Annotated in this window: 13 protein-coding genes and 1 other RNA gene; 4 read left to right on the top strand and 10 right to left on the bottom strand. The window is 46.9% G+C overall.

Going from position 1 to position 12,587, the window contains the following annotated elements; translation table 11 throughout:
* Positions 1-14: 14 nt before the first annotated feature.
* Together ruvA and ruvB are read left to right on the top strand one after the other, a co-directional pair.
* Entirely contained in the window at positions 15-599 is a 585-nt protein-coding gene (gene ruvA, locus ICN30_RS02485) for a Holliday junction branch migration protein RuvA (RefSeq protein WP_216272985.1), read from the top strand.
* A gap of 31 nt (positions 600-630) precedes the next feature.
* Positions 631-1,698 carry a Holliday junction branch migration DNA helicase RuvB gene (gene ruvB / locus ICN30_RS02480; protein WP_216178559.1) on the top strand — a complete coding sequence of 356 codons (1,068 nt, stop codon included), beginning with the start codon at positions 631-633 and terminating at the stop codon, positions 1,696-1,698.
* A gap of 3 nt (positions 1,699-1,701) precedes the next feature.
* Here ruvB and tyrS read toward each other — a convergent pair whose 3' ends face one another.
* Positions 1,702-2,934, bottom strand: coding sequence for a tyrosine--tRNA ligase (tyrS, locus tag ICN30_RS02475; protein ID WP_216272983.1), 1,233 nt, complete (start codon positions 2,932-2,934; stop codon positions 1,702-1,704).
* A gap of 89 nt (positions 2,935-3,023) precedes the next feature.
* On the opposite strand from tyrS, the gene ICN30_RS02470 reads away from it, so the two are divergent.
* Positions 3,024-4,154: an anhydro-N-acetylmuramic acid kinase gene (locus ICN30_RS02470; protein ID WP_216272981.1), complete on the top strand. Its 1,131-nt coding sequence runs from the start codon at positions 3,024-3,026 to the stop codon at positions 4,152-4,154.
* 18 nt (positions 4,155-4,172) lie between these two features.
* Here the strand turns inward: ICN30_RS02470 and erpA are convergent, their stop codons facing one another.
* The 4 genes from erpA to rplM all read right to left on the bottom strand — a co-directional run bounded on the left by erpA (position 4,173) and on the right by rplM (position 6,653).
* On the bottom strand, positions 4,173-4,559 hold the full coding sequence (erpA, locus tag ICN30_RS02465; protein WP_012358423.1) for an iron-sulfur cluster insertion protein ErpA: 387 nt from the start codon (positions 4,557-4,559) through the stop codon (positions 4,173-4,175).
* Positions 4,560-4,642: 83 nt separating this feature from the next.
* Positions 4,643-5,701 (bottom strand): N-acetyl-gamma-glutamyl-phosphate reductase, encoded by a 1,059-nt coding sequence (argC, locus tag ICN30_RS02460; RefSeq protein WP_216178562.1) that lies wholly within the window; start codon positions 5,699-5,701, stop codon positions 4,643-4,645.
* Between the two features lie 112 nt (positions 5,702-5,813).
* Positions 5,814-6,215, bottom strand: a complete 402-nt coding sequence (gene rpsI, locus ICN30_RS02455) for a 30S ribosomal protein S9 (RefSeq protein WP_071466175.1) — start codon at positions 6,213-6,215, stop codon at positions 5,814-5,816.
* Between the two features lie 9 nt (positions 6,216-6,224).
* Positions 6,225-6,653: a 50S ribosomal protein L13 gene (gene rplM, locus ICN30_RS02450; RefSeq protein WP_011903721.1), complete on the bottom strand. Its 429-nt coding sequence runs from the start codon at positions 6,651-6,653 to the stop codon at positions 6,225-6,227.
* 421 nt (positions 6,654-7,074) lie between these two features.
* Between rplM and ICN30_RS02445 the strand changes: the two genes are divergently transcribed.
* Positions 7,075-7,500, top strand: coding sequence for an OsmC family protein (locus ICN30_RS02445; protein WP_216272979.1), 426 nt, complete (start codon positions 7,075-7,077; stop codon positions 7,498-7,500).
* Positions 7,501-7,511: 11 nt separating this feature from the next.
* Here the strand turns inward: ICN30_RS02445 and rnpB are convergent.
* From rnpB to nudB, 5 genes are all read right to left on the bottom strand, one after another.
* Positions 7,512-7,818, bottom strand: an RNA gene (rnpB, locus tag ICN30_RS02440) — RNase P RNA component class A.
* A 66-nt stretch (positions 7,819-7,884) separates the two neighbouring features.
* Positions 7,885-8,943: a dihydroorotase gene (pyrC, locus tag ICN30_RS02435; RefSeq protein ID WP_216272977.1), complete on the bottom strand. Its 1,059-nt coding sequence runs from the start codon at positions 8,941-8,943 to the stop codon at positions 7,885-7,887.
* Between the two features lie 2 nt (positions 8,944-8,945).
* Complete coding sequence (locus ICN30_RS02430; protein ID WP_216272976.1) at positions 8,946-10,268, bottom strand: glycerate kinase; 1,323 nt, start codon at positions 10,266-10,268, stop codon at positions 8,946-8,948.
* A 9-nt stretch (positions 10,269-10,277) separates the two neighbouring features.
* A complete protein-coding gene (locus ICN30_RS02425) occupies positions 10,278-12,101 on the bottom strand; it encodes an ABC transporter ATP-binding protein/permease (RefSeq protein WP_216272974.1) in 1,824 nt (607 codons plus the stop codon).
* Between the two features lie 24 nt (positions 12,102-12,125).
* On the bottom strand, positions 12,126-12,569 hold the full coding sequence (gene nudB / locus ICN30_RS02420) for a dihydroneopterin triphosphate diphosphatase (RefSeq protein WP_216272972.1): 444 nt from the start codon (positions 12,567-12,569) through the stop codon (positions 12,126-12,128).
* Between the last annotated feature and the right edge of the window lie 18 nt (positions 12,570-12,587).

Here is a 12,587-nt window from a genome sequence, read left to right as displayed (position 1 = left end):
GTTAAGATCTTTACATGATTGGTCGCATACAAGGCATTCTCGTTTCAGTTCACCCTCCTCGCCTCTTGGTAGATTGCCAAGGCGTTGGCTATGAGATCGATGTGCCAATGAGCACCTTGTATCAACTTCCAGAGACCAATCAAAAAATTACACTTCTCACGCACTTCCAAGTTCGTGAAGATGCACAACAACTCTTTGGCTTTGCCACTGAAACAGAGCGTGAGGCATTTAGACAGCTCATCAAGATTAGTGGCGTCGGTTCACGCACTGCCCTTGCCGTACTTTCTGGCATGAGCGTCAATGAATTGGCCCAAGCCATTGCTATGCAAGAAGCAGGAAGTCTGACTCAAGTCCCTGGCATTGGCAAAAAGACTGCTGAACGCCTTTGCCTTGAACTCAAAGGCAAGTTGGCTCCAGATTTAGGAATTGTGGGTGGCAAACCACAGGCGATTGAAGCAAGCAGCGAAGTATTGCAGGCCCTCTTGGCACTGGGTTATTCAGAAAAAGAAGCGCATCTTGCCCTCAAACAAATACCGCCTGACACCACAGTTTCAGACGGCATCCGCATGGGCCTAAAGTACCTCTCAAAGTCTTCATAACTAGTCACCCAAACACCACTACACTTGCAGTATGGCAATCCACACAGAAGACCTCAGCTCAATTCCTGAAGATTTACCGGAAGGCAATGACCGCATTGTTAGCGGTGCAGCCGGAAACTCGGAAGCCGTCTTCGAAAGAGCTCTGCGCCCAAAGCAACTTGATGAGTATGTTGGTCAAACTAAGGCACGCGCCCAACTAGAAATCTTTATTACTGCAACTCGTGCTCGTCAAGAAGCTCTAGATCACGTTCTCTTGTTTGGTCCTCCCGGTCTTGGCAAAACTACCTTAGCCCACATCATTGCTAGAGAGCTTGGTGTGAACTTGCGCCAAACTAGCGGCCCCGTTCTCGATAGACCTGGTGACCTGGCTGCCTTACTGACCAATTTAGAAGCAAACGATGTGCTCTTTATTGATGAGATTCATCGCCTCTCTCCTGTGGTCGAAGAAATTCTGTATCCAGCACTAGAGGACTACAGCTTAGACATCATGATTGGCGAAGGTCCCGCAGCACGTAGCGTCAAAATTGATCTCAAGCCATTTACTTTGATTGGCGCAACCACTCGTGCCGGCATGCTCACCAATCCTCTACGTGACCGCTTTGGCATTGTGGCAAGACTCGAGTTCTACACCACAGAAGAGCTCACCAAAATCATTACGCGCTCTGCCAGCCTACTCAAGGCCGATATTGACCCAGAGGGATCAATTGAGATTGCGAAGCGTGCTAGAGGCACTCCACGTATCGCCAATCGCCTATTACGTCGCGTACGTGACTATGCTGAAGTTAAAGGCACTGGCACTATTACTAAAGCCATGGCCGATGCAGCATTGAAGATGCTTGATGTAGACCCAAGTGGTTTTGATGTGATGGACAGAAAACTACTTGAAGCCATCTTGCATAAGTTTGATGGTGGCCCAGTAGGTATTGATAACTTGGCTGCAGCGATTGGTGAAGAGCGTGACACCATTGAGGATGTCTTAGAGCCTTACCTGATTCAACAAGGCTATCTACAAAGAACCTCCAGAGGAAGAATGGCTACAAGGCTAGCTTACGAGCACTTTGGACTTACTCCACCAAACAACTCCGCAATAGAGTCCTAAGACTTAATTCAGAGTTACCTTAGCGAACTTACGTTTGCCAACTTGCACTACATAAGCGCCAGCTTCAACTTTCAATTGCTTATCAGTAATGGTTACGCCATCAATCTTCACACCGTTTTGCTCAATGTTGCGCATTGCTTCAGACGTAGATGGCGCCAGACCAGCAGCTTTCAGAAGACCAGCAATTCCCATTGGGGCGCCAGTGAGATTCACCTCTGGGATGTCATCTGGAATGCCGCCTTTTGCACGATGATTAAAGTCTTCTAATGCTTTTTCTGCAGCAGCTTGTGAATGGAAACGCGCGACGATTTCTTGTGCGAGCAGGACTTTGCAATCTTTTGGATTTCTGCCGGCAGCCACTTCTTGTTTCATTAAATCAATTTCAGCCATCGGGCGGAATGAGAGTAAGGTGAAGTAATCCCACATTAATTCATCGGAGATGCTCAAGAGCTTGCCAAACATCTCGCCAGCAGGCTCGCTGATGCCAATGTAATTGCCTTTGGACTTACTCATCTTGTCTACGCCATCCAAACCAACAAGGAGAGGCATAGTCAAAATACATTGCGGCTCTTGGCCATACTCACGTTGGAGCTCGCGCCCAACTAAAAGATTAAATTTCTGATCCGTACCGCCGAGCTCTAGGTCACTCTTCAAGGCAACAGAGTCATAGCCCTGCATCAATGGATATAAGAACTCATGTACAGAGATCGGTACGCCACTACGGTAGCGCTTTGTAAAGTCATCTCGCTCTAACATTTGCGCAACGGTATACCGTGCCGCCAACTGAATCATGCCGCGGGCACCTAGAGGATCGCACCACTCACTGTTGTAGCGCACTTCAGTTTTAGCAGGATCAAGCACCATGCTCGCTTGACGATAATAAGTCTGTGCATTCACGGCAATTTCTTCAGCAGTCAGTGGGGGACGTGTTGCATTGCGTCCAGAAGGATCGCCAATCATGCTGGTGAAGTCACCAATCAAGAAAATGACAGTGTGGCCCAAATCTTGCAGTTGACGTAACTTGTTTAAAACAACCGTATGGCCCAAGTGAATATCAGGCGCAGTTGGATCTAAACCCAATTTAATACGCAAAGGCGTGCCTGTCGCCTGGCTCTTAGCCAGCTTCTGAATCCAATCCGCCTCGACCAATAACTCATCACAACCCCTTTTAGTTACTTCAAGGGCTGCAAAAACTTCAGGGGTCAGCGGGTATTTTTGTTCTGGTTTAGCCGTCATGCGAAATTGGGTAACTGATTCGGTTAAATTAGTATTTAGATTGCTAAAGCATAATTGTCGCATTCCTGAGAACAAAGTCCTGATACCGCATGAATAAGCCTCAATCTCTCTATATTGGCCTGATGTCTGGCACTAGCCTAGATGGGATAGATGCCGTGCTGGCAAAAATTGAAGCCTCAGGGGAGGCATGCCTTCTAGACTCCGTAAGCATCGCCTTTAGCCCCGAATTACGTAAAGCCTTACTGGACCTCCAGACCCCTGGGCCAAACGAGATTCACCGGGAAAACCAAGCTGGCAACTCCTTAGCCGCAGCCTATGCGGATGCGGTCAAGCAATTACTTACTCAGGCTAAGCTTTCTGCAACAGATATCAGCGCGATTGGCGCTCACGGCCAGACTATTCGTCACCAAGCTGATCTTGCTCATCACCTTGCCTATACCCATCAAACTCTCAATCCAGCACTTCTTGCAGAGTTGACTGGGATTGATGTCATCGCAGACTTTAGAAGTCGTGACCTTGCTGCTGGTGGTCATGGCGCACCTCTAGTACCGGCCTTTCATGCGCAACAGTTTTCTACAGATAAAAACATCGCTGTACTCAACCTTGGCGGTATTGCTAACCTGACCCTATTACCCAAAGATGGTGAAGTAAAAGGATTTGATTGCGGGCCCGGCAATATGCTGATGGATGCTTGGATTGCAGATCAGCAAGGTCATGCCTTTGATGAGAACGGTACTTGGGCATCACAAGGTAAAGTCAATCAAGCGCTATTATCAAGAATGATGGGTGATGCATTTTTCGCAAAAGCGCCACCAAAGAGCACAGGGCGTGATGACTTTCATCTAGAGTGGTTGCAAAAGCAAATTGGCTCAGACAACATCAACGCCGAAGATGTACAAGCCACACTATTGCAATTAACTGTGGACTCAGCCTTGCAAGCTTTAGAGCGCTATGCCCCGCAAACCCAGACCCTGATTATCTGCGGTGGTGGTGCGCGCAATATTGCCTTACTGGATTTATTTAAAACCAGAGCTGAAGCCCTATTCAAAAAATCACTGGAGATTGTGACTAGCGATGCACTTGGCATTGATCCACAACTCGTAGAAGGCCTCGCGTTCGCATGGCTTGCTTGGGCCCATAAAGAAAAACGGCCAGCAAATTTGCCAGCCGTTACGGGAGCGAAGGGTCCTAGAATTCTAGGTGCTTGCTATCCTGCGTAATTAAATTGCTTTCTCTCTTTAAGCAGAGAAAGAAGATCCGCAACCACAAGTAGTTTGGGCATTTGGATTCTTAATCACGAACTGTGAACCATTGATATCTTCTTTGTAATCAATCTCAGCGCCAACTAAGTATTGGAAGCTCATTGAATCAACCAACAAAGTAACGCCGTTCTTTTCAAAGAGTGTGTCATCTTCATTCACAGCATCATCAAATGTGAAACCGTATTGAAATCCTGAGCAACCGCCGCCTTGAACAAACACACGCAGTTTTAATTCAGGATTGCCTTCCTCAGCAATCAAGTCAGCCACTTTTGCAGCAGCGCTATCCGTAAACACCAAAGGAGTTGGTGGTTCGGCTAAGTCTTGTGCTGGTTGCGCAGTTTCTTGTGTAGCTAGTTGGGTCATGATTTACTCCTAATTCAAAAGGCAATAATCTATTTTAGGCTTTTAATTCCAAGTGTGCTGAAGGGTCTTTCCAGCACGCCTGATTATGGTGAAACAGCAATCTGGGTTAATCCAGTGGTCTCAGGTAAGCCAAACATGAGGTTCATACACTGAACACCCTGGCCTGAGGCACCCTTCACCAAGTTATCCTCAACCACCAAAATAACCAAAGTATCACCATCGCCAGGACGATGGATTGCAATCCGCAATCCATTGCTCCCCCGCACAGAGCGCGTTTCTGGATGGCTGCCAGCCGGCATTACATCTACAAAAGGCTCTCCTTTGTAGAAGTCCTCATACAGCTTTTGGAAATCCACTTTCATGCCAGCTTCAGTTAAGCGAACATACAAGGTTGAATGGATCCCTCTAATCATTGGCGTCAAGTGCGGCACAAATGTTAAACCAATCTGATCGTGACCAGCGATCGCTTTCAAGCCTTGGACGATTTCAGGAAGATGGCGATGACCTTTAACACCGTAGGCTTTGAAGTTATCGCTAGACTCTGACAGCAAGGTTCCAATCTCTGCTTTACGTCCAGCACCAGATGTACCTGACTTTGAGTCAGAAATAATATGCGTGCCATCAATCAGTTGCTTGCCACCAGTAGACTTTGGTGAAAGCAATGGGGCAAGCCCAAGCTGCACAGAAGTTGGGTAGCAACCAGCTAAACCTACTACGCGTGCTTTTTTAATTTCTTCACGATTAATTTCTGCCAAACCATAAACTGCTTCAGCCAAAATTTCTGGGCAGCCATGCTCCATGCCATACCACTTAGCAAATTCTTTAACGTCTTTCAAACGGAAATCAGCAGCGAGATCCAAAATCTTCACATTGTTAGCAAGTAACTCTTTGGCTTGCGCCATTGCTACGCCATGTGGTGTTGCAAAGAACACCACGTCGCATTCATTTAACTTGGCTTCATCCGGTGTCGTGAATTTCAGATCAATGCGGCCACGTAAAGATGGAAACATCTCAGCCACTGGCATGCCAGCTTCTGTCCGAGAAGTAATTGCCTGAATTTTTACCTCAGGATGCTGAGCCAATAGACGCAACAATTCCACTCCGGTATATCCAGTGCCACCTACGATGCCAACTTTAATCATGCCATTCTCCAAAATACTGACTGATGAATTTTATTTCTTTAATACCTAGATTGTAGAAACAAAAAGGGCCGCTTGCGCGACCCTTTCGATAAAACTTAAGCGACTGAAAGAATTAGCGCTTGCTGAACTGCTTACGACGACGCGCGCCATGCAGACCAACTTTTTTACGCTCAACTTCACGAGCATCGCGAGTTACCAAACCTGCTTTAGACAGAGTTGGCTTCAATGCGTTGTCGTAGTCGATCAATGCACGAGTAACACCGTGACGAACTGCACCAGCTTGGCCAGTTTCACCGCCACCACTAACGTTTACTTTGATATCAAAGGTTGTTAGGTGGGCTGTGAGAGCCAAAGGCTGACGAGCGATCATGCGTGATGTTTCGCGAGCAAAGTAAGCATCGATAGGTTTACCGTTAACGATAATCTCACCTTTGCCAGATTTAATGAATACACGTGCTACAGAGCTCTTGCGACGACCTGTACCGTAATTCCAATTTCCGTAATTAATAGCCATTTGGTTTCCTTAAATCTCTAACGCTTTTGGCTGTTGAGCCGCATGCGGATGATTGGCGTCGCCGTAGACTTTCAATTTCTTGATCATGGCATAGCCTAGTGGGCCTTTTGGCAACATACCCTTCACAGCCTTCTCCAAAGCGCGACCTGGGAAACGATCTTGCATCTTGTCGAAGTTAGTCGAGCTAATACCACCTGGGTATCCGCTGTGACGGTAATAAATTTTGTTCAAGCCTTTTGTGCCTGTGACACGCAGCTTAGAAGAGTTGATGACAACAATGAAGTCGCCGGTATCAACGTGTGGGGTGTATTCAGGCTTGTGCTTGCCGCGTAGACGGAGTGCCACTTCACTGGCGACACGACCGAGGACTTTGTCCGTAGCGTCAATCACGAACCATTCATGCACTACCTCATGGGATTTTGCAGAAAAAGTTTTCATGATTTCTCAAATTGTTATGGTCAAAAAAAATTACCCCAACCAAATTACGTCCACCTTGGCCCTGCTTATGTTTGCAAGCTCGCAGATTCTGCAATTTAACTGGTAAAACAAATTACCGCTGACCGGCTCGGTAATCCAGTAAAGCCTTGAATTGTAACCTAAAAAAAACCCAGGAACGAGTCCTGGGTTGGAATCCACCTATGTTTTAAGTGGAGGAGACACTGGGAGGTAAGTCGCAGTCTTGTATAAGACTGACTACCAATATGGTTATTCTACACAAGATAGATGGTGCGACGCAAGAAAATTGACCAAAATCAAGTTTTTGATGCTTTTTTGCAAAATTGGGCCAGCAACTGAAGTCCGCTGTTATTGGTAAACTATTGATAATATTGATTAATTTTCAAATTTAGGGGTCACTAGCATGGAATGTCGAGTAACTTGGTTGGGTAATGGCGGAATGGCCTTTTCAGCAGAAACCGGTAGCGGTCACCAAGTTACTATGGATGGACCACCTGAAGCTGGAGGTAAAAATAGCGCCCCAAGGCCTATGGAGCTGATTTTGGCAGGAACTGGCGGCTGCTCTGCCTTTGATGTGGTTCTCATCCTACAACGCGCCCGTCAAGAGATTAGCGGCTGCGATGTCCAGTTAACAGCTGAGCGAGCAGAGACTGAACCCAAGGTATTTACAAAAATTAATCTGCATTTCACGGTTAAAGGCAAAAACCTGGATTTAGCCAAGGTTGAACGTGCAGTGAAGCTCTCTCACGAAAAATACTGCTCAGCGACAACCATGCTCGCCAAAACAGCAGAACTCACCTATTCCATTGAAATCCAGAACGACGAATAAGTATTTGGAAAGTGCAGAGTCAATCGATAAGCCGGATTCTGTCGCCTAGATTTGCATCTAGGGGCAATCATTCCTCTAGGCCGGCAGTTACCTGACGGCTCAAGCTCCCTACCCGCAGACTCAGCGGGACGCCTCATCGCCTGCTTACTTGGGATTGCTCCAGGTGGAGGTTACCGCGTTTCACCGTAACTAAATACGCTCGTCTCTGTGGCCCTATTCCTCACGTCACCGTGGATGGCCGTTAGCCATCACCCTTCCCTATGGAGTCCGGACTTTCCTCCCCCTCAATAAAGAGGCGGCGATTGCCCAATTGACTCTGCGCATGCAGTCTAACGCAGTCGCAGAAATTAATCTTAAAAACGCAATATGGGAATAAAGATTGGCTCAAGCCAAAGTCCAGGCGATAGTCTCGCCAGCGCGCAGCGGCACAATCGTGGCATCACCCAAAGGAAGTTCTGCTGGAATGCTTTGCGCCTGCTTCACCAAAGTAATTTTCTTGCTATTGCGAGGTAGCGAATAAAAGTCAGGCCCAAAGAAACTGGCGAAGCCCTCAAGCTTATCTAACTTGCCAACACTCTCAAATGCCTCAGCATATAAACCCAAGGCATTGAAAGCACTGTAACAACCGGCACAACCACAAGCAGCCTCTTTGGCACCCTTGGCATGTGGCGCACTATCAGTGCCCAAGAAAAATCTAGGGCTGCCACTCGTTGCGGCTTCAAGCAAGGCAACGCGATGCTCTTCACGCTTGAGTACTGGCAAGCAATAATTGTGCGGACGAATACCTCCAGCAAAAATCGCATTGCGATTCATCAATAAGTGTTGTGGAGTGATAGTGGCAGCTAAGCTATTTTTACCCGCAGTTTGTGCATCACGCACATAGTGCGCAGCCTGCTTGGTGGTGATGTGTTCAAACACGATCTTGAGCTCAGGAAAATCTTTGCGCAAAGGTTCGAGCACATGATCAATGAATACTGCCTCGCGATCAAAGATATCAATCTCAGCACTAGTCACTTCACCATGGACCAGCAAAGGCATACCGACGGCTTGCATCGCTTCGAGCGCAGCATAACAACGCTTGATATCGCTAACACCAGCATCACTATTCGTTGTCGCTCCAGCAGGATACAACTTAAATCCAACAATACCAGCAGCTTTTGCTTTGCGCACTTCATCTGCAGAAGTGTTATCCGTGAGATATAAAGTCATCAAGGGGGTAAAGCTAGTCACACCCAATGATTGAAGACCAGCCTCAATCCGAGTGCGATAGGCATTTGCTAAATCAACCGTAGTTACTGGTGGCTTCAAGTTCGGCATGATGATGGCACGCGCAAACTGGCGCGCAGTATCTGCTAATACATCTTTCATGACTTCACCATCACGAATATGCAAATGCCAATCATCTGGCTGAATCAGTTCAATTTGGGTTGAGGTATTAATCATAATTATTTATCTAGCAAGATGATGCGGAAATCATTCACATTCGTCAGTGTAGGGCCAGTTTCCACCAAAGCATCTAATTGCGCAAAAAAACCATAGCAATCGTGCTGATCCAGATACCGTGAAGAGATCAAGTCTTGCTTATTAGCAGCTTGGCGAATCTCGGGGGTAAACCACGCACCTGCATTCTTCTCACTGCCGTCGATACCATCGGTATCCGCAGCCAGAGCACAAATATTAGGGGTATCGGTAGATGCCGCAAATAGTGAAAGTAAATATTCGCTACAGCGCCCACCGCGACCTTTTATTCCATCAGGAATGGTAACGGTACACTCGCCACCTGAGATAAGGGCTACAGACTTATCACCACTAGAGAGTGAATGCTGACGTGCTAAGGCGGCTTGCTCTACACCCACATCCTGTGCCTCACCAGTAATCGTGTCTCCCAAAATGACAGGCTCGTAACCTTGTGTACGAACATAATCTGCTGCCGCCTCAAGACTCTTATAAGCGGTTGCAATTACATGATTACTTACTGCACTGTTTTGCAGGTCCGCCTCTTTTAAGGTCTCTGGAACTTCGCCAGCAACACCACGCTGTAAGTGAGATAAAACAGATCGCGGAATAGAGTCAGAGCCCAAGTGATGCTTATTCAGAATATTGATAGCATCTTGATAACTTGAGTAATCTGGTGCGCAAGGACCGCTGGCAATATCAGCAGGCGCATCTCCTGTGACATCAGAAATTAGCAAAGCCTCAACTCGAGCGCCCCGCGCAATTGCTAATCTTGCCAAATTTCCACCCTGAATCGCTGACAAGTGTTTGCGAACAACATTCATCTCCTCAATCGGCGCGCCAGAACGCAATAGCGCTTCAGTAGTCTTGCGCATATCTTCGATGCTGATGCCGGCTTGTGGCAAAGTGAGCAGGCTAGAGCCGCCGCCAGAGATCAGGGCAATCAGAATATCGCCTTGATTCAACTCACTTACTAAGCGGTAAATTTCTTTAGCGCCATCCATACCGGCCTGATCAGGCACAGGATGCCCCGCTTCAATAATTTGGATATGGCTAGTTGGAGAGTGATGCCCGTATCTGGTCAACACGACGCCCTCAAGAATTGAATTGGGCCAATGATTTTTCGCATGAGACTCTAGAGCCGTTGCCATAGATGCACTTGCCTTACCTGCACCAACTACCAAACATCTTCCTTTGGGCTCTGAGCCTAGAGGAAAGATCTTGGCAAGATATTCTGGGACGATTTTCTTGGGGTCGGCAACCGCTAAAGCAGCTGCAAAGGCATTTTTGAGAATAGTTTCTTGCTGGCTCATGCAGATATTCTAATCAAGAGCAGTGCGCTCTTGCATTTGCCACATCTCAGCATATCGTCCATTAGCAGCCAAAAGCTCAGCATGCGTTCCACGCTCCACAATCTGGCCATGATCCATAACCAATATTTGATCAGCATGAACAATCGTAGAAAGCCTATGAGCGATGATTAAAGTCGTGCGATTCTTAGCCAAGCCAAGCAGCTCTTCCTGAAATGCTCTCTCCGTCTTGGAATCTAGGGCCGATGTTGCCTCATCAAAAATGAGCATCGCCGGTTTTTTAAGCAAAGTGCGGGCAATCGCAACACGCTGTTTCTCGCCACCTGATAACTTCAGGCCACGCTCTCCCACTTGAGTGTCATAGCCATCGGGAAGATGTTTAATAAAACGATCGATCTGCGCAGCTCTTGCAGCCTCATGGACCTCTTCAATCGACGCATTGGGATTGCCATAAGCAATGTTGTAACCAATCGTGTCATTAAATAAAACGGTATCTTGTGGAACGATACCAATCGCCTTGCGCAAGCTCGATTGAGTAACATCCACAATATTTTGATCATCAATCAGAATCTTGCCTGACTGAACGTCATAAAAACGAAACAGTAAGCGAGCCAAGGTACTCTTACCAGCACCACTCTGCCCTACGACTGCTGTAATCGTTCCTGCTGGAATGTTAAAACTCACATCTTTGAGAATTTCACGCTTGGCATCGTAATGAAAGGAGACGTTCTCAAAACGAACATCTGGGCCACGGCCCTGATTTGCAATGCGCAAAGACTGGGCATTGGGTGCATCTGCAATCTCTTTCTCCGTATTGAGAAGGGAGAACATGCGATCCATATCAGTCAACGCTTGCTTGATCTCACGATAGATCACCCCTAAGAAATTCAATGGAATGTATAACTGAATCATTAAGGTATTCACCAACACCAAATCACCCAAGGTCATAGAACCATCGATCACGCCTAAGGTCGCACGCCAAAGTATGAGAACCAAGCCGACCGCAATGATGGTCTGCTGTCCAAAATTCAACACTGCTAAAGATTTTTGAGATTTGACAGCGGCAGCTTGATAGCGCACTAAATTCTGATCATATCGACTCGCTTCAAAAGCCTCGTTACCAAAATACTTTACGGTCTCAAAATTTAAGAGGGAATCAATCGCCTTCTGATTGGCCTTGGAATCCATGTCATTCATAGTGCGACGGAAATGGGTGCGCCATTCTGTCACCACAACCGTGAAGCCGATATAAAGCACTAAGGCAACCAACGTAATTGCAGCAAACCAAATATCGTATGCGTACGCAAAGTAACCGAGCACCAAGCAAAACTCAATCAAGGTCGGCAGAATGCTGTAAAGAGAATAAGAAATCAGAGACTGAATACCGCGAGTACCCCGCTCAATATCTCGACTGACTCCACCAGTCTGACGAGCCAAATGGAAGCTGAGCGCTAAGGAATGTAAGTGCTCAAAGACTTGAAGAGCTACTTTGCGTACTGCATTTTGAGTGACACGCGCAAAGAGAGATTCGCGCAACTCGGTAAATAAGGAGGCAGAGATTCTTAAGAGTCCATAGGCCAATATCAATCCGGCCGGGACCACCAACAATGCTTGAGGAGAATCAGCTTTGATATTGAGAGCATCAATCAATTGCTTCATCAAAATTGGGATACCAAGGTTGGTAACCTTAGCCGCTACTAAACAAGTCAGCGCAATTGCAACTCTAAATTTGTATTCCAATAAATAGGGAAGTAAATCACGAATGACTTTCCAGTCGTTTCCCGATGATGGCTTTGGATTTCCTGCTGAATGGTGATGCCCTGATGAATGTCTCATCACTCTATCTTAGTCACTTCCACTCTAGCGCGCAGAGAATAGCTGCAAAATTGCTTCACCATTACTGCGTGAAAAACATTTGCTAGCAGCATCTGTAAAAGCCAGCCACTGATAGGCTACGTGCTCTCTAGGAGCCAGATGCACTTGGGTGTCGTCTGGCACTAACAATGAAAACCAATGCTCAGTATTTCTAGTAACCCCAGGAGCGTAGCGGTGACGCCACTGCGGATAGATCTCATACTCGATCTGATGATGCATATCTTGCAAGGAACCTACCGGAAGAGCATCAACATCAATTCCCGTCTCTTCAAGGACTTCGCGTTCGGCAGCAATCCGGAGATCCTCATCGAGAGAATCGACACTACCAGTCACAGATTGCCAGAAATTAGCTTTATCGGCCCGCTCTATCAGCAAGACCTCCCCATTCGATTTGTAAATAACTACTAAAACCGAAATGGGGATTTTCAAGATACTTTAAGACTTTCC

The sequence above is a fragment of the Polynucleobacter sp. 31A-FELB genome, from assembly GCF_018882405.1.
Classification (GTDB): domain Bacteria; phylum Pseudomonadota; class Gammaproteobacteria; order Burkholderiales; family Burkholderiaceae; genus Polynucleobacter.
The sequence above is the reverse complement of the archived record's forward strand: the minus strand, read 5'-3'. Positions and strand labels throughout refer to the sequence as shown.